Source organism: Anoxybacillus sp. EFIL, assembly GCF_013096955.1.
GTDB classification, from domain to species: domain Bacteria; phylum Bacillota; class Bacilli; order Bacillales; family Anoxybacillaceae; genus Anoxybacillus; species Anoxybacillus ayderensis.
In genome coordinates, this window is the sequence record NZ_SDLH01000001.1 from 126,386 (window position 1) to 151,363 (window position 24,978).

General features: G+C 45.2%; 24 protein-coding genes. 1 reads left to right on the forward strand and 23 read right to left on the reverse strand.

Translation table 11 applies throughout. The annotated features are described in order from the left end of the window. Positions 1–10: 10 nt before the first annotated feature. The 7 genes from plsX to ES017_RS00655 form a co-directional block, all read right to left on the reverse strand. Positions 11–1,000, reverse strand: a complete 990-nt coding sequence (plsX, locus tag ES017_RS00625) for a phosphate acyltransferase PlsX (protein WP_075039026.1) — start codon at positions 998–1,000, stop codon at positions 11–13. After that, positions 997–1,581, reverse strand: a complete 585-nt coding sequence (fapR, locus tag ES017_RS00630; RefSeq protein WP_042533842.1) for a transcription factor FapR — start codon at positions 1,579–1,581, stop codon at positions 997–999. Before fapR ends, plsX begins: the two co-directional genes overlap by 4 nt. Positions 1,582–1,656: 75 nt before the next feature. Then, a complete protein-coding gene (gene recG, locus ES017_RS00635) occupies positions 1,657–3,714 on the reverse strand; it encodes an ATP-dependent DNA helicase RecG (protein ID WP_216367376.1) in 2,058 nt (685 codons plus the stop codon). Beyond that, on the reverse strand, positions 3,698–4,585 hold the full coding sequence (sdaAA, locus tag ES017_RS00640) for an L-serine ammonia-lyase, iron-sulfur-dependent, subunit alpha (RefSeq protein WP_042533838.1): 888 nt from the start codon (positions 4,583–4,585) through the stop codon (positions 3,698–3,700). The genes recG and sdaAA overlap by 17 nt, the downstream gene beginning before the upstream one ends. 23 nt (positions 4,586–4,608) lie before the next feature. Then, a complete protein-coding gene (gene sdaAB / locus ES017_RS00645) occupies positions 4,609–5,271 on the reverse strand; it encodes an L-serine ammonia-lyase, iron-sulfur-dependent subunit beta (RefSeq protein WP_042533836.1) in 663 nt (220 codons plus the stop codon). A gap of 84 nt (positions 5,272–5,355) precedes the next feature. Next, entirely contained in the window at positions 5,356–7,014 is a 1,659-nt protein-coding gene (locus tag ES017_RS00650; RefSeq protein WP_042533834.1) for a DAK2 domain-containing protein, read from the reverse strand. 17 nt (positions 7,015–7,031) lie between these two features. After that, positions 7,032–7,394 carry an Asp23/Gls24 family envelope stress response protein gene (locus ES017_RS00655; RefSeq protein ID WP_006323120.1) on the reverse strand — a complete coding sequence of 121 codons (363 nt, stop codon included), beginning with the start codon at positions 7,392–7,394 and terminating at the stop codon, positions 7,032–7,034. A gap of 220 nt (positions 7,395–7,614) precedes the next feature. Between ES017_RS00655 and rpmB the strand changes: the two genes are divergently transcribed. Then, positions 7,615–7,800, forward strand: a complete 186-nt coding sequence (rpmB, locus tag ES017_RS00660; protein WP_003394988.1) for a 50S ribosomal protein L28 — start codon at positions 7,615–7,617, stop codon at positions 7,798–7,800. A 30-nt stretch (positions 7,801–7,830) separates the two neighbouring features. Here rpmB and spoVM read toward each other — a convergent pair whose 3' ends face one another. From spoVM to ES017_RS00740, 16 genes are all read right to left on the reverse strand, one after another. Continuing rightward, positions 7,831–7,911: a stage V sporulation protein SpoVM gene (gene spoVM / locus ES017_RS00665; protein ID WP_003394991.1), complete on the reverse strand. Its 81-nt coding sequence runs from the start codon at positions 7,909–7,911 to the stop codon at positions 7,831–7,833. Positions 7,912–7,984: 73 nt separating this feature from the next. Next, complete coding sequence (locus ES017_RS00670) at positions 7,985–8,623, reverse strand: thiamine diphosphokinase (RefSeq protein WP_171334605.1); 639 nt, start codon at positions 8,621–8,623, stop codon at positions 7,985–7,987. Positions 8,624–8,655: 32 nt separating this feature from the next. After that, positions 8,656–9,312: a ribulose-phosphate 3-epimerase gene (gene rpe / locus ES017_RS00675; RefSeq protein ID WP_042533830.1), complete on the reverse strand. Its 657-nt coding sequence runs from the start codon at positions 9,310–9,312 to the stop codon at positions 8,656–8,658. Between the two features lie 2 nt (positions 9,313–9,314). After that, positions 9,315–10,196 (reverse strand): ribosome small subunit-dependent GTPase A, encoded by an 882-nt coding sequence (gene rsgA / locus ES017_RS00680; protein WP_021094251.1) that lies wholly within the window; start codon positions 10,194–10,196, stop codon positions 9,315–9,317. A 12-nt stretch (positions 10,197–10,208) separates the two neighbouring features. After that, positions 10,209–12,137, reverse strand: a complete 1,929-nt coding sequence (pknB, locus tag ES017_RS00685; protein ID WP_042533828.1) for a Stk1 family PASTA domain-containing Ser/Thr kinase — start codon at positions 12,135–12,137, stop codon at positions 10,209–10,211. Between the two features lie 6 nt (positions 12,138–12,143). Next, positions 12,144–12,893 (reverse strand): Stp1/IreP family PP2C-type Ser/Thr phosphatase, encoded by a 750-nt coding sequence (locus tag ES017_RS00690; protein ID WP_042533826.1) that lies wholly within the window; start codon positions 12,891–12,893, stop codon positions 12,144–12,146. A 41-nt stretch (positions 12,894–12,934) separates the two neighbouring features. After that, positions 12,935–13,984 (reverse strand): dual-specificity RNA methyltransferase RlmN, encoded by a 1,050-nt coding sequence (gene rlmN, locus ES017_RS00695; protein ID WP_021094254.1) that lies wholly within the window; start codon positions 13,982–13,984, stop codon positions 12,935–12,937. Further along, the gene (gene rsmB, locus ES017_RS00700) at positions 13,981–15,327 is read right to left on the reverse strand and encodes a 16S rRNA (cytosine(967)-C(5))-methyltransferase RsmB (RefSeq protein WP_021094255.1); all 1,347 of its coding nucleotides are present in this window, start codon (positions 15,325–15,327) and stop codon (positions 13,981–13,983) included. The genes rlmN and rsmB overlap by 4 nt, the downstream gene beginning before the upstream one ends. Next, complete coding sequence (fmt, locus tag ES017_RS00705) at positions 15,320–16,264, reverse strand: methionyl-tRNA formyltransferase (RefSeq protein WP_021094256.1); 945 nt, start codon at positions 16,262–16,264, stop codon at positions 15,320–15,322. Before fmt ends, rsmB begins: the two co-directional genes overlap by 8 nt. Continuing rightward, on the reverse strand, positions 16,261–16,734 hold the full coding sequence (gene def, locus ES017_RS00710; RefSeq protein ID WP_021094257.1) for a peptide deformylase: 474 nt from the start codon (positions 16,732–16,734) through the stop codon (positions 16,261–16,263). Before def ends, fmt begins: the two co-directional genes overlap by 4 nt. 17 nt (positions 16,735–16,751) lie before the next feature. Continuing rightward, positions 16,752–19,166: a primosomal protein N' gene (priA, locus tag ES017_RS00715; protein WP_042533824.1), complete on the reverse strand. Its 2,415-nt coding sequence runs from the start codon at positions 19,164–19,166 to the stop codon at positions 16,752–16,754. Further along, a complete protein-coding gene (gene coaBC, locus ES017_RS00720; protein ID WP_021094259.1) occupies positions 19,163–20,365 on the reverse strand; it encodes a bifunctional phosphopantothenoylcysteine decarboxylase/phosphopantothenate--cysteine ligase CoaBC in 1,203 nt (400 codons plus the stop codon). Before coaBC ends, priA begins: the two co-directional genes overlap by 4 nt. A gap of 69 nt (positions 20,366–20,434) precedes the next feature. Further along, positions 20,435–20,644 carry a DNA-directed RNA polymerase subunit omega gene (gene rpoZ, locus ES017_RS00725; protein WP_021094260.1) on the reverse strand — a complete coding sequence of 70 codons (210 nt, stop codon included), beginning with the start codon at positions 20,642–20,644 and terminating at the stop codon, positions 20,435–20,437. 1 nt (position 20,645) lies between these two features. Then, entirely contained in the window at positions 20,646–21,266 is a 621-nt protein-coding gene (gmk, locus tag ES017_RS00730) for a guanylate kinase (RefSeq protein ID WP_171334606.1), read from the reverse strand. 24 nt (positions 21,267–21,290) lie between these two features. Continuing rightward, entirely contained in the window at positions 21,291–22,169 is an 879-nt protein-coding gene (locus ES017_RS00735) for a YicC/YloC family endoribonuclease (protein ID WP_021094262.1), read from the reverse strand. 102 nt (positions 22,170–22,271) lie between these two features. Then, the gene (locus ES017_RS00740; RefSeq protein ID WP_021094263.1) at positions 22,272–24,941 is read right to left on the reverse strand and encodes a calcium-transporting P-type ATPase, PMR1-type; all 2,670 of its coding nucleotides are present in this window, start codon (positions 24,939–24,941) and stop codon (positions 22,272–22,274) included. Positions 24,942–24,978 lie beyond the last annotated feature (37 nt).

A 24,978-nucleotide genomic window follows, 5' to 3' on the forward strand; every position in this document is an offset into this window, starting at 1 on the left:
ACAGCACCTCTTATTTTGTAATTTCCGCGATCGATTGTTTCACCGTTTGTACGACTTCGTTGGCGACCATATCACGCGCTTGGCGTACGGCATGAAAAATAGCGTGGGCGTCCGATGAACCGTGCGCTTTAATGACAGGTGCACGTAAACCGAACAGCGCTGCCCCACCGTATTCAGCGTAATCCATCTTTTTCTTCAATTGCATGAGCTGCGGCTTTAAAGCAAGCGCCGCTATTTTACTTACTACTCCGCTTGTCAGCGCCGATTTTAACATCGAAAAAACAGCGATCGCCGTTCCTTCGATTGTTTTTAACGCCACGTTGCCGGTAAATCCGTCAGTGACGACGACGTCAGCTACTCCTTCTAATAAATCGCGCGCTTCCACGTTGCCGATAAAGTTTAGCGGGGTCTCTTGGATCAGTTGAAACGCTTTTTTTGCTAATTCATTTCCTTTTTGATCTTCTGTTCCTACGTTTAATAAGCCGACGCGCGGGCGAGCAACACCGCGCACTTTTTCTGCATATGCTGCACCCATCAACGCATATTGCATTATATGTTCTGGGCGGGCATCAACGTTTGCGCCAACGTCTAACAACACAAATCCTTTTCCACCAATCGTTGGCAACGTCGGAGCTAAGGCAGGACGATCAATGCCGTCTATGCGGCCGACGATAAACAGCCCTGCTGCCATTAAAGCTCCTGTATTGCCTGCCGAAATGCACGCATGAGCGCGCCCTTCGCTCACTTCATTGGCCATTAATACCATGGACGCCTCTTTTTTACGGCGAACGGCACGAACGGGTTCATCTGTTGCTTCAATTACTTGTTCCGTATGAATGATCGATAGTCGTTCATCGTTTGTGATGTATGGGCGAATGAGCGTCTCATTCCCGACAAGCGTAATTTCAATATCGTGAAAATGCTCAATCGCCTTTTGTGCACCGATCACGACTTCTTTTGGTGCGTGATCGCCTCCCATGGCATCGATTGCGATTTTCATTTTTCTTCTCCATCCTTTTTGACAACATTTGAACGATACATGTGAAATTCTCCTTGAAAGACAAGCTCTTGACCAACGTAGCTATTCACTTCAACGACTGTGCGCCCATTTTCATTTAAGTTTGTTACTTTCGCTTTCGCGACGACCCGTTCTCCTTCTTTGACGGGACGCATAAAACGAATGTGTGCTTTTGCCGTTAAAGCTAATTCATCGTTAATGACCGCTACCGCAAGCGAATTGGCTTGTGCGAATAAATGATGTCCTCGCGCAATTTGATTTCGTTGAAATACATGTTCTTTTTTTACATCAAAAATTGAAATGGCACTTTCATCTAACTGTATATCAATGATTTCTCCGATCACTTCTTCAATAGGCAACGACTTTACTTCGTCAGCAAATGTGCGCTCAGCTACATGTTTAATGCGCTCGCGCAACTCCGGAATCGACAGTTCTAGGCGATCGAGGCGGATCGTTTGAATGCTGACTGAAAATTTTTCGGCAAGCTGTTCGTCTGTAATAAATGGATTTTCTTCGATCGTTGCTTGCAGTAATCGTTGCCGTTCTCGTTTATTTCTTCTCATTTTCGATCCACCATCCGAATTATTACTAGGTACTAATAGTAGTATATAACACCCAAGATGACATTTCAACCACTTTTAATCTAATTTTTCACCGCTTAAAATGCCTGATTGCTGTAAATGTTCACGAAGAAGAGCGTATTTTTCTTCCCGCCAAAAGGCAGGGGAATCGATGAGGCGGGCTGCATCTTGTCGTGCCACTTCTAAAATGCGATAGTCGTGGACGAGATCGCCGAGACGAAACTCAGGCATGCCGCTTTGTTTCGTGCCAAAAAAGTCGCCCGGCCCGCGCAGTTCTAAATCTTTTTCAGACAACACAAATCCGTCGTTCGTTTCCGTCATAATGCGCATGCGCTCTTTTCCCGTTTCCGACTTTGGATCGGCAACTAAAATACAATACGATTGAGCTTGTCCGCGCCCCACTCGCCCGCGCAACTGATGGAGCTGGGCAAGGCCGAATCGATCAGCATCGTAAATGACCATGACCGTCGCGTTCGGGACGTTTACCCCAACTTCCACAACAGTTGTAGATACTAAAATATGAATATCATTTACACTAAATGCACGCATCACTTCTTCTTTTTCTTCTGAAGATAAACGGCCGTGCATCAATCCGATGCGATACCGCCCTTTATAATAGTGCGTTAACATCGCATGAACGTCGATTGCGTTTTGAACATCAAGCTTTTCCGACTCTTCAATGAGCGGACAAATCACGTATGCTTGATGTCCTGCCTCAACTTGTTTGGCGATAAACTGAAAGACGCGCTCAAGCATGTCGTGCTTGACCCAATACGTTTCGATTTTTTTTCTTCCTTTCGGCATCTCATCAATGACGGAAACGTCCATTTCTCCAAACGCAGTAATCGCAAGAGTGCGCGGAATCGGTGTTGCCGTCATAAACAACACATCGGGCGATTGCCCTTTTTCACGTAAAATGCGCCGTTGTTCGACACCGAAACGATGTTGCTCGTCTGTAATGACTACTCCAAGCTGAGCAAAATTGACGTCATCTTGAATGAGCGCATGTGTCCCAACAACAACATGAACGTCTCCCGCTGCCAATTGTTCAAGTAACTGTTTTCGCCTTTTTCCTTTCACAGAACTCGTCAATAGCTCGACGCGAATGCCCATCGGTTCAAGGAGCGCACGGAGCGATTCGGCGTGCTGTTCGGCTAAAATTTCGGTCGGCACCATTAATGCCCCTTGATATCCGGAAACATATACTGCATACAATACAATAGCCGCAACGACGGTTTTTCCTGACCCGACATCACCTTGTAATAGCCGATTCATCCGATATGGCGACTTTAAATCTTGAACAATTTCACGGACAACCCGCTGTTGTGCGTTCGTGAGCGGAAATGGAAGCGACTGAATAAACGTTTGAAGCTGTTCATCTGAAAAGCGATGTGCAATGCCCGGTGACTGTTCACGGCGATATTTTTTTAACGCTTGCATTTTTAATTGAAAAAGTAAAAATTCTTCATAAACGAGCCGCCGTCGCGCTTGTTTCAGCTGCTCATGCGAAAGCGGCATATGAATCGCTCGTATCGCGTCACGTTTCGATACGAGCCGATATGTTTGCAACAATTCGCAAGGCAACGGGTCGACAATCGCATCGCCGTATTGTTGTAACGCGAGCGCTATAAAACGGCGCATCCCTTTCACCGTTAAGTCTCCTCGCGTCGAATAGACCGGTTCAATTTCCTTTTTTTGTTTTATTTCACCGATATGAAGCTGTTGCACCGTAATTGTTTGACGATGTTTATCCCACTTTCCTGTCATCGTCACCGTTTCGTGCAAAGCTAGTTTCTTTTTTAAATAAGGTTGGTTAAAGCAAATAGCCGTCACTAAAAAACGATCCACAAGCACACGAAACGTTAATCGCGACTTTTTGCGTTGATAATACGTAACGGTAGGCTCGCTGTACACTTTGCCGACAATCGTTATTTTTTCATCATGCTTTGCTTCTTCTAATGCACATATGCGATAATCTTCATAACGAAAAGGGAAGTGATACAACAGTTGTTCAATCGTATCAATTCCCATGTCATGAAGCGCTATGGCTGTTTCTTCTCCAATTCCTTTAATCGCTGTGACTGGTTGTGGTAATACGTCACTCACGTTTCTCATTCGGCTTACCGAAAATGCGCGCTTCTAATTTGCGCGCAGTCGGCGTGGCCGCTAACCCTCCTTGTGCTGTTTCTTTTAATGCAATCGGCATTGTTTGACCGATGCGAAACATCGCTTCAATGACCTCATCGCACGGAATGCGGCTTTGTATGCCAGCAAGCGCCATATCGGCAGCAATCATCGCATTGGCCGCTCCGATCGCGTTTCGTTTTACACACGGTACCTCAACTAAACCTGCGACCGGATCACAGACGAGTCCGAGCATATTTTTTAAAGCGATAGCCATCGCCTCCGCCGCTTGTCTCGGCGTGCCACCAGCCATCTCGACGAGCGCTGCTGCTGCCATGCCTGCCGCTGATCCAACTTCTGCTTGGCAACCGCCTGCCGCACCAGAAATGGAGGCATTGTTTGCGACTACAAACCCGAATGCGCCAGCTGTAAATAAAAATTCAACCATTTGTTCGCGCGTCGGTTGCAGTTTTTCTTTCACCGCAAATAATGTGCCTGGGACGACACCAGCTGATCCTGCTGTTGGTGTCGCGCAAATCATCCCCATCGCCGCGTTCACTTCGTTCGTTGCCATCGCCTTGCTGACGGCATCTAAAATCGTTTCCCCTGATAAAAATTGCCCACGCGCAATATATTGTTGTAAGCGTGTCGCATCGCCACCTGTTAACCCAGAATGAGAGCGAACGCCCGCTAATCCGCGCATAACGGCTTGTTCCATCACTTGTAAGTTTTTCTCCATTTGCGCCACAATATCCTCTCGGCTACGCTCGGTCACTTCCATTTCTTGACGAATCATCACTTCTGCAATTTTTATTTGTTCGCGTTCTGCTCGTTCCACAAGTTCTGCTACATTTCGAAACATCGTTGTCTCCCCTTTGCGCCGCTTTACTCCACAATTTTTGTTACGTCAATAATATGTGGCAACGTTTTTAATTGCTCCACAATCGCATCATCAATATTTTGATCTACTTCAATTGTCATAAGCGCTTGTTTTCCTTTTTCTTTCCGCGATACTTCCATATGGCCGATATTGATGGCGTATTTCGCTAATACGTTCGCAACGCCTGCAATCGCCCCGTAACGATCGTTATGCATAATTAAAAGTGCAGGGTGATGGCCAGAAAGCTTAAGCTCAAAGCCGTTCAGCTCGATGATTTCAATTTTTCCACCGCCAATAGAAATGCCGACAAGCTCGAGCTCCCCTTTTTCATCGCCGATGCGAATTTTTGCCGTATTTGGATGAGGCGGAATCGCTTCTTCTTCATGAAACGTAATGCGGATCCCTTCTTGTTTGGCGATGTGTAACGATGTTTTCATTCGTTCATCAAACGTATCAAAGTTTAATAACCCGCCGACGATGGCGACATCTGTTCCGTGTCCTTTGTACGTCTCAGCGAATGAACCGTAAAAGAAAATGTCCGCCCATGCTGGCTTTCTTCCGAATAAGTTGCGCGCGACTTTGCCAATGCGCACCGCCCCAGCTGTATGCGAACTCGACGGGCCAATCATAATCGGGCCAATGATGTCAAATACACTCCGATATTTCACGCTTTGTTCTCCCCCTTGTCATCTTCATGAAAAAGAAGGGGAACGTTCCCCTTCTTTATCGTATGTGAATTACAACAATACGCTTTATTCAATCGCAAAAATAAACGGATATAACGGTTGTCCGCCGTGATGTGTTTCTACTTCAACGTCCGGGAATTGCTTTTCAATCCATTGAACGACATGTGCGGTTTGTTCATCCGTCGCATCTTCACCAGAAAGAATGGTGACGATTTCATCTTCTTCGCTAATGATATGGGAAAGTAACGTTTCAATGACATGCATGAGCTCTTTGTGAGAGACAACAATTTTCCCGTCCGCAATGCCCATATAATCGTCTTTCGCAATTTCGACACCGTCAATATTTGTATCGCGAACAGCAAACGTCACTTGACCCGTTTTTACACGATGAAGCGCCTCTGTCATCGCTTGTTCGTTTTCTTCTTTTGTTGCGGAAGGATTAAATGAAAGCAACGCAGTCATTCCTTGTGGCACCGTTTTGGACGGAATGACGACAACATCACACGAAGCGACAGAAGCGGCTTGTTGAGCTGCTAAAATAATATTTTTATTATTTGGCAAAACAAATACCGTTTGGGCATTCACTTCTTCAATCGCCTTCACGATGTCTTCCGTGCTCGGATTCATCGTTTGTCCACCTTCAATGACCGCATGAGCGCCGATGCTTTTAAACAATTCAGCAATGCCATCCCCCATCGCTACCGTAACGATGCCGTATGGGAGACGTTCTTGCTTTTTCGGTTGCGGCATGTTTTCATGGACAATATTCGCATGCTGTTCGCGCATGTTTTCGATTTTAATGTTAATTAAACTTCCGTAACGTTGCGCATATGTGAGCACTTCTCCCGGCTGTTCTGCATGAATGTGCACTTTTACTAATTCATCGTCTGCGATGACAAGAAGTGAATCACCGAAGCGGCTTAAATCTTGGCGAAACGTTTCTTCTTGAAACGGATGTTTCGCTACTTTTTCTTGCTCAAATTTCACCATAAATTCTGTACAATATCCAAACTCAATGTCATCTGCGCTCAAATGACTTTGCACGTTGCGATGATGTTCAGTACGGACGAGTTGTTCCATCGACAACACTTCCGATTCCGCAATCGTTTCCCCTTTTAATGCCGCTAAAAATCCTTCGTATACAAACACAAGACCTTGTCCACCGCTATCCACAACACCTACTTCTTTTAATACAGGAAGTAAATCTGGCGTCCGCTTTAGCGATGCTTTCGCTTCTTTTAATACTTCCGTCATGACGACGATAATGTCTGTTTCTTTTTTCGCAACAGTAACAGCGCGTTTCGCCGCATCTTTGGCGACGGTTAAAATCGTTCCTTCAACGGGCTTCATCACGGCTTTATATGCCGTTTGTACGCCCGCTTCAAGCGCGGCAGCAAACTCTTTGCTATTAATTTCATTTTTTTGTTCAATCGCTTTCGCAAATCCGCGGAATAGTTGCGATAAAATAACGCCTGAGTTTCCGCGTGCTCCCATTAGTAGTCCTTTCGCTAATGCGCTCGCCACTTTTCCAATATGGTCAGATACGTGATTTTTCACTTCTTTCGCACCAGACGTCATCGACAAGTTCATGTTTGTCCCTGTATCCCCATCTGGCACAGGAAAGACGTTTAATGCGTCTACTGTTTTTGCATTGTTCGCTAAATGTGTCGCGCCTTGCAATATCATTTGTGCAAAGCGCTTTCCATCTAATGTTGTCACTCCCACAGACTTGTTCCTCCTCACTACGGATTCGTCACACGAACCCCTTGAACATAGATGTTGATTGACTGAACAGATAAACCTAACGTTTGATCTAACGTATACTTCACTTTCGTTTGTACGTTATGGGCCACTTCAGAAATTTTCGTACCGTAGCTAACGATGACGTATAAATCAATGTGCACTTCATCGTTCTCTTGACGGACAACAATTCCTTTGGCGAAATTTTCACGACGTAAAATTTCAGCAATGCCGTCTTTTAATTGATTTTTTGATGCCATGCCGACAATCCCATAACAATCGACTGCCGCTCCTCCAGCAATCGCTGCAATGACATCGTTACTAATTTCAACACGACCGTATTTCGTTTGTAATTCAATGGACATCGCTCAAGTCCCCTTTCTGATTAGGTAGCTAACGCCATTGTACTATACTCGGCTTATTTTTGAAAGCTTCTCCCCATAGTATATTTACCTGAAACAGAAAACAGATGTCAAGGTTATTTTCTTGAAAGAGTATGTCAGAAGTATTGCAATCCGTTTTTATGTATGATAAATTATAGTAGTGTTTTGAGCACGTAGTTTGGCAAGTGAGGAGGGAAACAAAATGGCAAAATGCTTTGTGACTGGTAAGAAAAAATCATTCGGAAACGCTCGTTCTCACGCAATGAATGCGAGCCGCCGCACATGGAAAGCAAACCTTCAAAAAGTTCGCATTTTAGTTGACGGAAAGCCAAAGCGCGTTTGGGTTTCTGCTCGCGCATTAAAATCCGGAAAAGTAGAACGTGTGTAATAGAAAAAAGCACCAATCATTTGGTGCTTTTTATCCTTTTTTGAACGAGTTTAACATCGCCCGTACAATCCCACCTAAAAACTTCGGCAACTTAATCGTATAAAATTTCATCATCATTCCCTCCCCTACTGTGCACACTCTTCCATCATTATATTCATCTCCGCACAAATCGTACCTCGAAGCGTTATTTTTCATCCTTGCTTCTTATCATCATTAATATGCCTTCAGTAAATGAAAAAGTACCAAAATGATGGATAAGTTCGTTGCTGACGCATAATGTCGATCCGAGCGGCACATCGTGCGCATCGAGAGGGTATTTAAACCCACGAAGCGTCAACGCGCGAATCGGGGTCAACGGAATAAATGAAACATACCGGTATTCATCTTTTTTAGCAACGACATGTTTCCCGCTGCGATGAAGCGTAACAATATTTTGACGATCAATTAACTCAATTTGTCCGTCTTCTCCCTTAAATAATAGTTGAACGTTACCGAATAGATGATCGAGCCGTCCCCCTGTCGCCCCAAACAATCGAATTTTTTCCGCTTCTTGTTCAAGCGCCCACTCAAGTGCAATGTCTGTATCCGTTTGATCTTTTTCAGACGGCCATATATCGATATGCGGTAATTTCATTTTTAATTGTTGTAACTCTTGTTCGTTGATGGAATCAAAATCTCCAAACGCCCGTTTTGGCATAATGCCGGCATGAAGCAACGCGAGCACCCCTCGATCTACCCCTACCCAATATACGTCCTCCCCATCATACGCCTGTAAATGTGGCAAAAAGCTTGTCGGACCACCTGCAACAATATGAATAATCAACGGATGTCCCCCCTTTATAAAAGAAGGATGTGTCAAGATGACACACCCTCACGAATGGCGCGAATCGCTTGAGCGCGATCAGCTTGATTATAAATGGCTGATCCCGCCACGAGAACGTTCGCTCCGGCTTGTACACAAAGCTTTGCGGTTTCAGCGTGAATGCCACCGTCTACTTCAATTTCAACGGAAAGTCCTCGTTCGCGAACGAGTGTCGAAAACGCACGAATTTTTGGTAGCACAGCTGGGATAAACGATTGTCCGCCAAAGCCTGGATTGACCGTCATAAATAAAACTAAGTCGATATCTTCTATGATGTGTTCAATCATCGCTATCGGTGTATGTGGGTTTAGCGCCACCCCCGCTTTCACACCGTGTTCTTTTATTAAATGAATCGTGCGGTGTAAATGCGGGCAAGCTTCGACATGCACCGTCAAATAATCTGCCCCCGCTTTCGCAAACGTCGGAATATAACGATCTGGTTGTTCAATCATTAAGTGAACGTCAAGCGGGAGTGTCGTCACCGGACGAATCGCTTCCACGATTAGTGGGCCGATGGTAATGTTCGGAACGAAATGACCGTCCATCACATCGACATGAATGTAATCCGCTCCTCCCCGTTCTACGTCTACAATTTCTTCGCCAAGTTTGGCGAAATTTGCAGATAAAATCGATGGCGCAATTTTAATCATGTTCAATACCTCGGCTTTCGTTCTTTTATTTCCTCGATAAAGCTCACGTAATGTTCATAACGGTAAGAAGGAATGTCTCCCGATGCGAACGCCTCTTTCACCGCGCATTTCGGCTCCGCTGTATGCGTACAACCGCGGAATTTACAACCGCCGCTTCTAGCAACAAACTCAGGAAAACAAAGCGGCAATTGTTCGAGTTCGATTTCATCAAATTCTAGCGCACTAAAGCCCGGCGTATCTGCGACGAAACCGCCTCCGATTTCAATTAATTCAACATGTCTTGTCGTATGTTTTCCTCGTCCAAGATGGTGGGAAATATCGCCCGTTTTTAACTGTAAGTCCGGACGTAACGCATTTAATAAAGAAGACTTTCCGACACCTGACTGCCCTGCAAAGACGGACACGTTTCCTTCGAAGTAAGGGAGTAATGATTCAACCCCTGCCCGCGTTTTCGTCGACACTTCTAACACATCATATCCGATTTGACGATAATCGCGAATATATTGTTCGATGCGTGGTTTTGTTTCATCGTCTACTAAATCCATTTTACTCACAACAATAATTGGGCGAATGTGCTTTGCTTCAATTAAGACGAGAAATCGATCGAGCAATGCTGGGTTAAAATCTGGCTCTACCGCTGAAAACACTAAAATCGCTTGGTCGATATTTGCAATCGGCGGGCGAACAAGTTCATTTTTCCGCTCAAATACGTCTAATATATACCCTTCTCGTTCATTTTCCGCTTGAAAGGAAACGTAGTCGCCAACAAGCGGCGTCACTTTCCGCTTGCGAAACACCCCGCGACCACGACATTGATACACTCGACCGTCGCTTAACACGTAATAAAAACCGCTTAACGCTTTAATAATTTTTCCTTCCGCCATGCCTTCCCTCCTTTAAGGTGTTGTTGGATATGGCACGATGCCTTCACGCACCGTCGTGCCGTTGACGACGACGCGATAACGCCCTTGTTTTCCTTGTTGAATGACAAATTCTACACGCTCTTTCACATCACTTGTTAAACGATAACGTTTGTACGGTTGGGCAAACGAATAGTTTTCGTCTTCTATATATAATTCTGCCATGACTGGTTCGTTTACATCAACAGGCGGTTCGTACGGAATGCTAATTTCTTGGATGACTTTCTTTGTTAATACCGGTTCTTTTCCAAGGGAAATGACGACCGTCACAGTTGCTCCTTTTTCTAATTTTGCGTTCGCTTGTGGCGTTTGAGAAATGACGAGCCCTTTTTCGACCGTATCTGAATATTGCTGTTTGACGATGACGTACAGTTGTTGGTCTGAAGCATAATCGCGCACACTTTTTTCCGTGTATCCTGTTAAATCTTTTAAAACAATTTTTTCTGGTCCAAGGCTGACGGTAAAACGCACTTCTGTTTCTTCCGGTACAACTTTTTCGCCTGGAAGCGGGAATTGTTCGATAATCGTACCTGCTGGTTCGTCACTATACACTTGTTTTTTATCGATGAGTAAATAGTTTGCCGATCGCAATTGTCGCTCAACGTCATCGATTGGCTCGCCAACATAATTTTGAAACTCCACTTTTTTCTTCCCTATACTTTTATAAATCGTCACTGCCGTACCCGCTTTGACGACTTTTCCGGCTTGCGGATTCGTACGAATGACAAATCCTTCTGCGATGTCATCATGTTCTTCTTCGACCGTTTTTTCGATTTTTAATCCTAACGACGTTAATTCCGTCACCGCATCTGTATAATTTTTGTTTGTCACATCAGGTACCGTCACATCTTTTGGGAAAAATAAATCAGGAATCCATGTGACTGCGCTCACCCCAGCGCCGACGAGCAAGAAAAGAAATGTCGCCCATAAAATGAGCCATTTTTTTGAACGCTTTTCTTTTGGAGGAGGCACGTCCTCTTTCTTTTCTGACGGTGCAGAAGCGGTCGGCTTCACAATCGGGATAATTTTCGTTTCTTCGTCGTCATCTTCGGTCGGCAACGTAAATTTTTGTTCGTTTATGCGCTCAGGCAAAAGAGCGGTGCGAATATGTTTTTGCATATCTAATGCGCTATTGTAACGATGCAACGGATTTTTTGCTGTCGCTTTTAACACAATATTTTCTACGCTTTGAGGAATGTTCGGGTTCCATCGTCGCACAGACGGCGTCTCCGTTTGCAAATGTTTTAACACAATCGCTACGGCAGATTCACCAGAAAACGGCAATTGTCCCGTTAACAACTCAAACATGACGATACCGAGCGAATAAATATCCGATTTTTCTGTCGCCATTCCGCCTTTTGCTTGTTCAGGCGATAAATAATGAACAGATCCTAAAACTGAATTCGTTTGCGTAATCGTTGTCGAGCTTAACGCGACAGCTATACCGAAATCTGTAATTTTAATCGTTCCGTCTTCTGCGACTAAAATGTTTTGTGGCTTAATGTCGCGATGAATGACTCCGTTTTGATGAGCGTGAGCAATCGCTCCTGTTAATTCATCCATCATGCGCAACGCTTCTTGAACAGGAAGCGGGGCACGTTGTTGAATGTATTGTTTTAACGTGCAGCCACGCACATATTCCATGACCATGTAGTAAATGCCGTCGTCCTCTCCAACATCGTAAATCGTGACAATATTTTCATGGTTTAAACTTGTCGCGGCTTGTGCTTCACGTCGAAACCGTTTAATAAATAATTCATCGTTTACAAAATCTAAACGCAACACTTTTACAGCAACGTCGCGGTCTAAAATCATATCCCTAGCTAAGTAAACGTTTGCCATTCCGCCGCCGCCAATGAGCTGTAATATTTTATAGCGACCGTTTAATCGTTTGCCGATGAGCACGAGCGATCACCTACTTTCACTCACATCTAAAAATTGTACGATCGCTAACGTAATGTTATCTTCCCCACCGTGCTCGTTTGCCACATCAATTAACGCTTGCGCTTTTTCTTCAAGCGAGCGATCAGACGTTAATACGTCTACCATCGTCTGTTCAGGCACTTTATTCGAAAGGCCGTCAGAGCAAAGCAATAACATATCTCCTTCATCGACAGCGACCGTTTTTACATCGAGTTCAATTACTTGCTCTGTTCCGAGCGCGCGCAATAGCACATGTTTACGCGGATGATATTCCGCATCTTCTTTTGATAGTTGTCCGCTTTTCACTAATTCATTGACAAGGGAATGGTCTTCTGTCATTTGTTGAAATCCGTTTGCGTTTAGTAAATAACAACGGCTATCACCGATGTGGCCGATCGTCGCAAACTGTTTTGTACAAATGGCGGCAACGATCGTCGTGCCCATCCCTTGACAATGATCGTTCGTTTGAGAGTGTTGAAAAAGCGATTCGTTCACTTTCATAATATGTTCTTTTAACCACGTCTCCGCTTGCTGTGGGGACGTCATTTCTTCCGTCTCTTCCCAAAACTGTTTTAACTGCGTCATCGTCATTTCACTTGCCACATCACCAGCAAGATGACCACCCATCCCATCAGCGACAACCGCTAAATAATCGCCTGTTTGATTGATAAAAACGCCACCGTTATCTTCGTTATGTGACCTTATTTTCCCGACATCCGTCTGAAATACCGCCTTCATATACGTATCCCTTCCTTACTTCGATATGTGTGTCCACATCGTTACGCTTTCGTTTCTTCTTTCCGCTCCTTCGCGCGTAGTTGACCGCATGCTGCATCAATATCGTGCCCTTGTTCACGGCGAATCGTTACGTTAATGCCGTGTTTTTTCAACGTTTTCTCAAACGCAAAAATTTGCTCGCGCGGCGTGCGCACGTAGTTGCGTTCAGGCACATAGTTGACCGGGATTAAATTGACGTGACATTTTAATCCTTTAATCAGCTCAGCAAGCTCTTCGGCATGTTCAATTTGATCGTTCACACCGCCAAATAAGCCGTATTCAAATGTCACGCGCCGCCCTGTTTTTTCAATGTAGTAGCGCACCGCTTCCATCAGCTCTGGCAATTTATAAGCGCGGTTAATCGGCATTAACTTCGAGCGCAATTCCGTATTTGGCGCATGAAGCGAAATCGCGAAGTTAATTTGCATATTTTCATCGGCAAATTGATAAATTTTTGGGATGATGCCGCTCGTTGATACGGTGATGTGACGCGCGCCAATATGCAGCCCTTTTGGATGGTTCACGATTTTCAAAAATTTGATGAGCTCATCGTAGTTATCAAACGGTTCCCCAATTCCCATGACGACGATGCTGCTTACTCGTTCGTTCGTTTCATCGAGCGCTTTTTGTACTTTGACGACTTGGGCAACAATTTCACCTGCTTGTAAGTTGCGCTTTAAACCGCCTAACGTCGAAGCACAAAACGTACAGCCGATTCGGCAGCCGACTTGTGTCGTCACACAAATCGAATTACCGTAGTCATGGCGCATAAGCACCGTTTCAATCGAATAGCCGTCATGAAGCTCAAATAAAAACTTCATCGTTCCGTCTTTTGACGTTTGTTGTACGAGCGTTTTTAATGTCGTAATGACGAAATGTTCATCTAACTGTTCGCGCAACGCTTTTGGAATATTTGTCATCTCTTCAAATGACGTCACCCGTTTTTTATATAACCATTCAAAAATTTGTGTGGCGCGAAACGGCTTTTCCCCTTGCTGTTCCACCCAACTTTGCAAGTCTTCTAAACGCAGCGAGTAAATGGATGGTTTCATATCATTTCACCTTTCTTTTTCAATGTTGCGATAAAAAATCCGTCGCTATATACGTGATGTGGAAGCAGTTGCAACATGCCGTGACGCACGTATGGCGCCACCGATGATGGCAGGCGCGAAGCAAGCGTCTCATCGAGCTCATATTGTGGATGTTCGTCTAAAAACGTCGCAATCACTTGTTCGTTTTCTTCCCGATCGACCGTACATGTGCTATATACGAGCGTTCCGCCTCGTTTTACAAGCGGGGCGACCGTCCGCAAAATATTTCGTTGAATATCGGCAAGTTGTGCGATATCGTTTTCGTTTTTCGCATATTTAATTTCCGGCTTCCGCCGAATGACGCCAAGTCCTGAGCACGGGGCATCAACTAATATGCGATCAAACGTTTCAGCAGCAAATTGCGTATGTGCTTGACGGCTATCGAGTTGTTTCGCTTCAATATTCGACAAGCCTAGGCGTTTGGCCTGCTGCTCAATCAGCTTTACTTTATGATCGTGAATATCTAACGCAACGACACGACCTTTGTTGTTCATTCGTTCAGCCATATGCGTCGTCTTTCCACCTGGTGCCGCGCAACAATCTAAAACAACGTCTGTGTCGGTTGGAGAAAGAGCGTAAGCAACAAGCATCGAGCTTTCGTCTTGAATCGTCACAAGCCCTTCTTGAAACACGCTCGTTTTCGCTGCATTTCCCTTGACCATTTTTATCCCAACCGGCACGACAGAAGAAGGAACAGCTTCAATCCCTTCTTCTTTTAAGCGGGCGATCGCTTCTTCAACCGTTACACGCATCGCGTTTACCCGTGCCGTTTGTTCTGGCGGCAAGTTGTTTGCTTCACACATTCGTTTTGTTTCTTCTAAGCCAAACTGCGCCACCCATCGACGCACGAGCCAAAGCGGGTGGCTTGTCGCAACGGCTAGACGTTCGATGTCGTCTTTTATTTCATCAAACGAGCGCAACCCTTGGCGCTGAATGGAGCGCAATACCCCATTTACGAGCGAGGCGATGCCGCGATGACCGCGACGTTTTGCTATTTCTACCGCTTCAAATAACACCGCGCGATCAGGAATCCGGTCTAAAAATACCATTTGATAAAGCGACATTCGGAGCAACAGGCGCACCCACGGCTCAATTTTTCCTTTCACAAACGGCTGTAAATAGTAATCAAGCGTATCGCGTCGTTGGATCGTGCCGTACACTATCTCTGTTAAAAGCGCAACGTCTTGGGCGGATAATTCGTTCGTTTCGATCACATGATGTAATGATAAATTGCTATATGCTCGTTTTTTTTCGATATCGATTAACACATCTAACGCTAAGTTTCGGACGTTTTTTTTACTCATTCTTTCCTCCTAATACTGTCCCGATTTCAATCGTTGCACCGCGTAAAAAGTCAGTAGCGCTCATTTTCCGCTTTCCTGCTGGCTGCAATTCAGTAATTTTGATCGCTGTTTCGTTGCCGGTTGCAACGACAATGCCGTCGCGTTCAACGGCGACAATGGTGCCTGGCTTCGCTTGGAAAGATGCTCGTACTTTTTCTCCCCACCAAATTTTCCAACGTTCATCGCCATACGTCGTATAGGCGACAGGCCACGGATTCATGCCGCGAATATGGTTATAAATGTCTTCTCCCGTTTTTGTCCAATCGATTCGTTCTTGTTCTGGTTTAATGTTGTATGCAAACGTTGCTTGTTCATCATCTTGCTTTATCGGTGTAATGTCGCCACGAAGCAGTTTCGGAAGCGTTTCAGAAAGTAGTTTCGCCCCCGCTTCGCTAAGTTTGTCGTGCAACGTCCCGACTGTATCGCGTTCATCAATCGGCACTTCCACTTGCGTTAATATGTCGCCTGCATCTAGTTTTTCAACCATGTACATCATTGTAATGCCTGTTTTTTCTTTTCCTTGCAAAATGGCGTAATGAATAGGAGCTCCTCCGCGCAACTCTGGCAAAAGCGAGGCGTGCACGTTAATGCACCCATACGTTGGCGCTTCAAGAAGCGGTTTCGGTAAAATTTGTCCAAACGCAGCTGTCACAATCAAATCTGGTTGCAAGGCGATCACTTGTTCATATTGATCTTTTTCACGAATTTTTGTCGGTTGCAATACCGGGATGTTGTACGATTGTGCTGTCACTTTGACTGGCGGTGGGGTTAATTGTTGTTTCCGTCCTTTCGGTTTGTCCGGTTGTGTCACGACGCCGACGACGTTGTATCCGTCTTTGATCAACTGTTCTAAAATCGGAACAGCAAAGTCAGGTGTTCCCATAAATACAATGTTCATTGTTCGAACTCCCCTTCTTCATAATAACGAATCACTTTTGACGTAAATAATATGCCGTGTAAATGGTCAATTTCATGTTGTAACGCACGAGCTAAAAAGCCTGTCGCTTCGATTTCAAACGGGCGACCGCGACGATTTTGCGCGCGTACTTTCACATATTGAGAACGTTTCACTTCTCCAAATAACCCCGGAAAACTTAAGCATCCTTCTGGCCCAATTTGTTCACCGCTTTGGGCAACGATGACGGGATTCACTAACTCGATGCGCCTGTGGCGGTCGCCAATATCAACAATCGCAATTTGTTGGTCAATGCCGACTTGTGGGGCGGCTAATCCGACCCCATCGGCCGCAATCATCGTATCGTACATATCGTTTAATATTTTCGTCAGCTTGCGGTCAAAAACAGTGACCGGCTGGCAAACGGTTTCTAAAATCGGGGCAGGATATGTTACAATCGGTAAAATAGCCAAAACGGTTCCTCCCTTATTTACATCATCATATATGGATTTAAATCAATCGTAATCGTCACATCACCGCGCGTCATCTCGCGCTGATAATGTTCCATAATGGTGCGGAGCGCTGTCGTTAAGTTCGCTTCCCGCTTGTATTTTATCATGCATTGGTAACGATATCTATCGTTCATGCGTGCAATCGGAGAAGCAACAGGCCCGAGTACAACCGCTTCAGCTGACAAATGTTTTTTCACATGTGCAGCAATTTTTTCAGCGATGCTTATTCCTTTCAGCGCATCGACATGCGACACCGTAATGAGCGTTAAATAGTAAAACGGTGGATACCCGTGTTTTTTTCGGTTCATCATTTCACGTTCATAAAACGCCTCATAATGATGTTTGCTTGCGAATTGAATGCTGTAATGTTCAGGTGTATACGTTTGAATGACGACCTCACCCGGCAAATGATGCCGCCCCGCTCGACCGCTTACTTGCGTCAGCAATTGGAACGTTTTTTCTGCTGCGCGAAAATCAGGGACGTGAAGCATCGTATCTGCTGCTAATACGCCAACTAACGTGACGTTTGGAAAATCGAGCCCTTTGGCAATCATTTGCGTGCCGAGTAAAATGTCAGCCTTTCCTTCTCCGAATTCCCGAAGCAGTCGTTCATGTGCTCCTTTTCGGCTCGTTGTATCGACGTCCATCCGAATGACGCGCGCTTCTGGAAGCAGCTTTGTTAATTCTTCTTCTACTTTTTGCGTTCCCGTTCCGAAAAAGCGAATATGTTCGCTTTGACAAGCAGGACAATGCGACGACATTCGCTGTTCGTACCCACAATAATGACATTTCAATTGTTGTTGGACGCGATGATACGTGAGCGAAATATCGCAATGTGGACATTGAATGACGTGACCGCAATCGCGACACATGACGAAAGAAGAATAACCACGACGATTTAAAAATAAAACAGATTGTTCTCCTTTTTGTAAACGCCCCGTTAATTTTTCAAATAAAAGGCGGGAAAACATCGAGCGGTTTCCTGCGCGCAGTTCTTCGCGCATATCAACAATGTCTACAGGCGGCATCGCGTGATCGTTCATTCGTTTCGTTAACGTGACTTGTTTATATACCCCTTTTTGAGCGCGCGCAAACGACTCAAGCGATGGCGTAGCGCTGCCAAGCACAACAGGACAACGATGGTAACGACCTCGGAAAATCGCCACATCGCGCGCATGATAGCGGGGCGCTTCTTCTTGTTTGTAGCTCGTTTCATGTTCTTCATCAATAATGATGATGCCGATGTTTTCAAACGGTGCAAAAATGGCGGAACGAGCTCCAACGACGAGCTGTACTTCTTTTCGTTGAATTTTTCGCCACTCGTCATACTTTTCTCCGAGCGATAAGCCGCTATGAAGAACGGCTACTTTCGAACCGAATCGTTCTTTAAACCGCTTCACCATTTGAGGCGTCAGCGAAATTTCAGGCACGAGCACAATCGCCTCTTTTCCCTTTTTTAAGACGAGATCAATCGCTTGCATATACACTTCTGTTTTTCCGCTTCCTGTGACGCCGTACATTAAAAAAACGTCATGCACATCTTCGTCAATCGTTTGTCCGATCGCCTGTAACGCTTGGCGTTGTTCGTCTGTTAAAGGGAGCGGTTTTGTTTTTGTAAACGAGCGGTTAGCATACGGATCGCGATATATTTCTTTTTCTGTCACAGTGACGAGCTGTTTTTTCATGAGCGCTTGAACAGTAGCAAACGTGCTATTTGTTTCACTTAACAATTGTTTCAAAGGAAGAGAGCGGGCTGTAAGCAGGCGCTCAAGCATTTGTTTTTGTTTTATGGCGCGCTGCGAGAGCGATACAAGCGCATGTGTGACATCGTCATCACTCGCGCACCGTTCGACCCACTTTTCTGTTTTTATTTTTCCTTTTTCTTCAACTCGGTAAACGACTTCCATATGGCCTCTTGCGATTTCTTTTTGCAACAGTGGCACGTATGGCGTTTGTGCCACTTCCCTCCACGGAATGACGAGACGGTCGCGAAACAACGCGCGTACTTTTTCGTGTATGAACGGCATATGTTGTTCGATGAGCCGAATATCTTTTTCATATTTCGCTTTCATTGCGGCAGGTAACATCGCTTGAAACGCCGATACCATGAAACAAAGCGTCGTTTCAGCTAGCCATTTTCCAAGTCGCAACAATTCTTCATTAAATACAGGAACAACGTCAAAAAGAGAATGAATGGGCTTTAATTGTTCGAGCGGCATATCCGTCGTTTCTTTCAGTTCAATCACAAATCCTTGTAAAAAACGTGTGCCAAATGGCACGACAACGCGCATGCCTGGTTGTACAACGCCGACAAGTTCAGGTGGGATCGCGTAATCAAACGGGCGATCCGTTTGACTCGTAGGAATATCAACGATGACAGAAGCAACCGTCATAGGCGTCCCTCAATTTCATCATGAATTTCACGTAAAATTTGTTTTGCCACTTCCGATTTTGGCAAGAGTGGAAGTTGCTTTGCCGTTCCGTCTCGTTTAAATATCGTCACGATATTTGTATCTGTGCCGAACCCTGCTCCTTCTTGGACGACGTTATTTGCGACAATCATATCGGCATTTTTGCGCGCGAGCTTTTCTTTCGCATATCGTTCCACATCGTTCGTTTCTGCCGCAAAGCCAACTAAAAATTGGTGCGTTTTTTGTTCGCCGAGCGTTTGTAAAATGTCGATCGTTCGCTCAAGAACGACGGTGTAGTCTCCTTGCTGCTTTTTTATTTTATTGTCGGCCACATATTTCGGACGATAGTCTGCTACTGCCGCTGTTTTAATGACGATATCGCTATGTTGAAAATGCTCCATCACCGCTTCATACATGTCTTGCGCACTTTCTACTTGAATCGTCTGTATTCCTTCCGGACGAACAAGCGACGTCGGACCGGAAATGAGGGTGACGTCAGCTCCAAAATCGCGCGCCACCTCTGCGATGGCATATCCCATTTTTCCTGTCGAATGATTGCTGAAAAAGCGGACAGGGTCTAATTTTTCACGCGTCGGACCGGCTGTCACTAACACTTTTTTTCCTTTTAACAGTTCGTTTGATGCAACATGTTGTTCAAGCAAAGCGACGATCGTTTCTGGTTCTTCTAATCGCCCTTTTCCAACGTAACCGCACGCAAGCATCCCTTCCGCTGGCTCAATAAAGCGATAGCCATATGACTGCAACGTGCGCATATTTTGTTGTACCGCTGGATGTTCGTACATATGGACGTTCATCGCAGGCGCAAGCCAAACCGGTGCTTTCGTCGCAAGTAAAATCGTTGTCACCATGTTATCAGCTAAACCATAGGCGAGCTTTGCGATCGTGTTTGCGGTCGCAGGGGCAACGAGTACGATATGTGCCCAATCAGCTAAGTCAATATGTGCAATGACGTTCGGGTTTTTTTCATCGAATGTATCGACGTACACTTCGTTTTTTGATAACGCTTGAAACGTAAGCGGTGTAACGAATTGACAAGCAGCTTCCGTCATGACGACTTTGACATTCGCCCCTGCTTGCACAAGTTTGCTTGTGAGTGCCGCTGCTTTATATACAGCAATGCCCCCTGTAACACATAATAAAATGTTTTTTTGCTGAAGCATCGACGTTGCCCCTTTCGTTCGGTATTTGTAAAAAAATAACAACCTAAAAACTAGGTTGTCGTAAATAGTTTATTGCGCTGCTTCTTCTTCGCTAACGACTTCAATATGACCCGCTGCAATTTCCTCTAACGCTTTGCCGACAAATTTTTTCGACACAGGTTTTTCGATCGTTAAGTCATTTTTTACTTGCAATTGGCGGGCGCGCTTCGCCGCAACTGTGACGAGTGTATATTTTGAATCGAGTTTTGTAATAAGTAAGTCAATGGAAGGATATAACATATTACTCCACCTCCAACATCTTTTTATATCGTTGTGCCACGCGTTCACGTCGGCAATGTTCCGCCATGACAATCGCTTTAATGCGCTCGCATGCCAGTTCTACTTGATCGTTTTCGACAACGTAATCGTATGCATCCATCATTTCTAATTCTTCTTTCGCCGCTTGTAAACGATCGCGAATTAAGTCTTCTGATTCCGTTCCGCGCATTTCAATTCGTTTGCGCAATTCGCTTAAGCTTGGCGGAGCGAGGAAAATAAAGAGCGCCTCTGGGAACACTTTGCGAACTTGCATCGCTCCTTGCACTTCAATTTCTAAAAACACGTCTTTTCCTTCTTGCAATGTTTTTTCTACATAATCAATTGGCGTGCCGTAGTAGTTCCCGACATATTCTGCCCACTCTAATAGCTCATTTTGGCGAATCATTTGTTCAAACTGCTCGCGCGTTTTAAAAAAGTAATCGACGCCATCGACTTCTCCTTCACGTGGTTTGCGCGTCGTCACAGAAATCGAATATTGCAATTGAATATCTGGCTGTGAAAATAATGCTTTTCGTACCGTCCCTTTACCGACGCCAGACGGTCCTGATAAAACGATTAATAACCCTCGTTCTTTCACGCTCATCCCTGCCTTTCTATCATAAACAAACTACTCTACATTTTGCACTTGTTCTTTAATTTTTTCAAGGGCGCTTTTCATTTCGACAACTTCAGAAGCAATGTGGCGATCGTTTGCTTTTGAACCGATCGTATTCATTTCACGATTGAGCTCTTGAACGAGAAAATCGAGCTTTCGTCCGACCGCTCCCCCTTCAGAAACGATGCGACGAAATTGTTCAATATGGCTATATATGCGTTTTAATTCTTCATGAATATCGACTTTTTCCGCAAATAGAGCGACTTCCGTCAATAGCCGTTGTTCGTCAACGACGCCCTGTACAAATTCACTCACTCGTTTATGTATGCGTTCGCGATAAGAAGCGACGACCGTTGGCGCCAGTTGTTCAACGCGATGTGCGCTTTTCTCAATCGTCTCCAGCTGCATCAGCATGTCTGCTAATAACGCGTTTCCTTCCTGTTCGCGCATATGTTTCAATTGCTCGACCGCTTCTTTTGTCGCTTCTAAAAGGAGAGAAAGAAGCGCATCGTTTTCGATCGGCTGTTCCGTCATTTCAACCGCATCCGATAGCATATGTATAACATCTCGAAGCGATACATCATCGGCAAAATGAAAGCGACGACGCACATCGGTAAGCATCCGGTAATACGCATCAACAAGCTGCCAATCGACGTGAAGCGTTCGTTCAACGAGCTGTTCTCCTTCAATTGTAATAAACACTTCGACACGTCCACGGGCAATATGTTCTGTAATTACTTTTTTTATTTTATCTTCAAACATCACCCACTGTCTAGGCATGCGGATCGAAATTTCACAAAAACGGTGATTGACTGATTTCATTTCCACCGTAACGCTCACGTTTTCATCTTCTTTTTTTCCTCGACCAAATCCTGTCATACTTACGATCATACTCTCACATCCATTATGTGTTATCGACAATAAAAGAAGGTAATAGATTCACTCCATTACCTTCTCTCATTATAGCACATATCGCTATATAGCGAAAACATTTCATGAACGACGACGTGTAAATAACGAGCCAGCAAGTAAAAACGTCGGAATAGACGATAAGCCAATAATAAGCAACCAATCCGTAAGCGGCAACGAAACGGTATGGAAAATCGGTTGTAGCGGCGGATAGTAAATGACGACAAGCAACAATACAAGCGACGACAAAACAGCGAGCACTAAATACATATTTTCAAACGGATTTCGGTCAAACACCGACCGTTCGCTTCGGCAATCAAATACGTGAATGAGTTGAGCGAGCACGAGCGTCGCAAAGGCAACCGTCTGGGCATACGTTAAGTTTTCCGGATGTCGCGTATGCACGACGAGAAAAGCAATTAACGTCACCATGCCGATGAGAAAGCCGCGACTAATGATTTTCCAGCCGAGCCCTCTGGCGAAAACCCCTTCTTTCGGATGACGCGGCGGCCGCTTCATGACGTTTTCTTCGGCTGGGTCTAATCCGAGCGCCATGGCAGGTAGTCCGTCTGTGACGAGATTCACCCATAAAATTTGAATCGGTACAAGCGGGAGAGGGAGCGCCAATATCATCGCAAATAACATGACTAAAATTTCCCCGACGTTTGATGCAAGTAAGTAGCGAATAAATTTACGAATGTTTTCATAAATGTTTCGCCCTTCTTCGATCGCCGCTTTAATCGTCGCAAAGTTATCATCTAACAAAACGAGCGATGCGGCTTCTTTTGATACGTCTGTTCCTGTCACTCCCATCGCGATCCCGATGTTTGCTGTTTTAATGGCCGGAGCATCGTTCACGCCATCGCCTGTCATCGCGACAATATGCCCTCTTTTTTGTAACGCTTGCACAATTTTTAATTTATGTTCGGGCGATACGCGCGCAAAAACGTACACATCTTCAACAACGTCTTCTAATTCATCGACAGATAACGTCGCTAACGTTTTGCCGTCCATCACTTTGCCGTTTGGCGGCATCATGTGCAGCTGTTGGGCGATCGCTTTCGCTGTTAACACATGATCTCCTGTAATCATCACTGTTTTAATGCCTGCTTTTTTACATTCCGCAATGGCTTGTTTTACTTCTTTCCGCGGCGGATCGATCATTCCTTGTAAACCGATGAACGTCAAGTCGCTTTCCGCTTTCGTTTCATCGTTCATTGTTTCCGTCAAAGAAAGCGGTCGATAAGCGATCGCAATCGTTCGCAACGCTTGGGAGGCGAGCGTATTGACCGTTTGTTGCACCAGTTTCCGCTCTTGGTCGCGCATAAGTTTCGCCTGACCTTCGATATATATGAAACGACAACGCTCTAGCAACATATCTGGCGCACCTTTTGTGACAATAAAGCGCCGATTCGCGCGATCTTTCACGATGACCGTCATCATTTTTCGCGTCGAATCAAACGGAAATTCATGTTCAATCGTAAATTCAGCGGCAATTTTTTCTTTCGTCCATCCTGCTTTCGCCGCCGCAACAACGAGGGCGCCTTCGGTCGGATCGCCGTCAATCATATATGTTTTTCCTTTTTTCTTTATGTCGGCATGATTGCATAACGCCCCAAATAATAATATTTGCTGTAAGGCAGCATCTACCTTTTCTTGTTTGCCGTTATATAAAAACGTTCCTTTCGGTTCATAGCCCGTCCCGCTTACTGTCCATAACCGGTTATTCACCCATACGTGCGTGACGGTCATTTGATTTTCCGTCATCGTTCCTGTTTTATCAGAACAAATGACAGAGGCACAACCGAGCGTTTCAACGGCCGGCAGTTTGCGCACGATGGCGTTTCGCTTCATCATGCGTTGGACACCGAGCGCCAATACGACGGTGACGATCGCTGGCAACCCTTCTGGAATGGCGGCGACCGCAAGCGACACACCAGCTAAAAACATGTCGTATACCGCATGTCCTTGCCATACGCCAAGCACGACAACGAGCGCTGTGAGCGCTAAAGCGATGACGATTAAAATTTTTCCGAGCTGTTCGAGCTTCCGCTGCAACGGTGTCGTCATCGTTGGCGCTGACTGAATTAAATGGGCAATTTGTCCCATCGCTGTATGCATGCCTGTCGCTACGACAATCCCTACACCGCTTCCTTTCGTCACGAGCGTTCCCATAAACGCCATATTTGTACGATCACCTAATGAAACATCTTCTATTAGTGGCGCTGTTTGTTTTTCGACGGGAAGCGACTCGCCCGTCAACGACGACTCCTCAATATATAACCCTTTCGCTTCAATGATGCGCACGTCCGCCCCGATGCGATCGCCGCTTGCGAATTTGACAATATCGCCAACGACTAACTGAGCAGACGGCACTTTTCCCCATTCGCCGTCCCGCAAAACGAGCGATTCTGGTGCCGACAATTTTTTTAATGCTTCTAGCGACTTTTCCGCTCGGCGCTCTTGTATAAATCCTAAAAAAGCATTGATGATGACAATCGCCACGATCGCGACCACATCAATGTATTCGCCTAATACAGCGGAAATCGCGGTTGCCGCCAATAGAACGAGCACCATAAAATCTTGAAACTGACTAAAAAATTGTTTTAGCGCAGACGGTTTTTTTTCTTCCGATAGCTCATTTTTTCCAAATTGTTTTAGCCGTCTTTTCGCTTCTTTTTCCGTTAATCCAAAGCCAATTTTTGTATTTACTTGTTGTTCCACCTGCTCGATACGCAGTCCGTGCCAGCTCATTTCTCTCCCCCTTCCGCTTGTCTTATCTATGACAGCT

Bases quoted from the DNA above. Each gene is read 5' to 3' on its own strand.
- plsX (WP_075039026.1), bottom strand. From the start codon at position 1,000: ATGAAAATCGCAATCGATGCCATGGGAGGCGATCACGCACCAAAAGAA.
- fapR (WP_042533842.1), bottom strand. From the start codon at position 1,581: ATGAGAAGAAATAAACGAGAACGGCAACGATTACTGCAAGCAACGATC.
- recG (WP_216367376.1), bottom strand. From the start codon at position 3,714: ATGAGAAACGTGAGTGACGTATTACCACAACCAGTCACAGCGATTAAA.
- sdaAA (WP_042533838.1), bottom strand. From the start codon at position 4,585: ATGTTTCGAAATGTAGCAGAACTTGTGGAACGAGCAGAACGCGAACAA.
- ES017_RS00655 (WP_006323120.1), bottom strand. From the start codon at position 7,394: ATGTCCATTGAATTACAAACGAAATACGGTCGTGTTGAAATTAGTAAC.
- rpmB (WP_003394988.1), top strand. From the start codon at position 7,615: ATGGCAAAATGCTTTGTGACTGGTAAGAAAAAATCATTCGGAAACGCT.
- spoVM (WP_003394991.1), bottom strand. From the start codon at position 7,911: ATGAAATTTTATACGATTAAGTTGCCGAAGTTTTTAGGTGGGATTGTA.
- rpe (WP_042533830.1), bottom strand. From the start codon at position 9,312: ATGATTAAAATTGCGCCATCGATTTTATCTGCAAATTTCGCCAAACTT.
- rsgA (WP_021094251.1), bottom strand. From the start codon at position 10,196: ATGGCGGAAGGAAAAATTATTAAAGCGTTAAGCGGTTTTTATTACGTG.
- ES017_RS00690 (WP_042533826.1), bottom strand. From the start codon at position 12,893: ATGAAGGCGGTATTTCAGACGGATGTCGGGAAAATAAGGTCACATAAC.
- rlmN (WP_021094254.1), bottom strand. From the start codon at position 13,984: ATGAAACCATCCATTTACTCGCTGCGTTTAGAAGACTTGCAAAGTTGG.
- rsmB (WP_021094255.1), bottom strand. From the start codon at position 15,327: ATGAGTAAAAAAAACGTCCGAAACTTAGCGTTAGATGTGTTAATCGAT.
- fmt (WP_021094256.1), bottom strand. From the start codon at position 16,264: ATGAACATTGTATTTATGGGAACACCTGACTTTGCTGTTCCGATTTTA.
- priA (WP_042533824.1), bottom strand. From the start codon at position 19,166: ATGACGGTTGCTTCTGTCATCGTTGATATTCCTACGAGTCAAACGGAT.
- coaBC (WP_021094259.1), bottom strand. From the start codon at position 20,365: ATGCTTCAGCAAAAAAACATTTTATTATGTGTTACAGGGGGCATTGCT.
- rpoZ (WP_021094260.1), bottom strand. From the start codon at position 20,644: ATGTTATATCCTTCCATTGACTTACTTATTACAAAACTCGATTCAAAA.
- gmk (WP_171334606.1), bottom strand. From the start codon at position 21,266: ATGAGCGTGAAAGAACGAGGGTTATTAATCGTTTTATCAGGACCGTCT.
- ES017_RS00735 (WP_021094262.1), bottom strand. From the start codon at position 22,169: ATGATCGTAAGTATGACAGGATTTGGTCGAGGAAAAAAAGAAGATGAA.
- ES017_RS00740 (WP_021094263.1), bottom strand. From the start codon at position 24,941: ATGAGCTGGCACGGACTGCGTATCGAGCAGGTGGAACAACAAGTAAAT.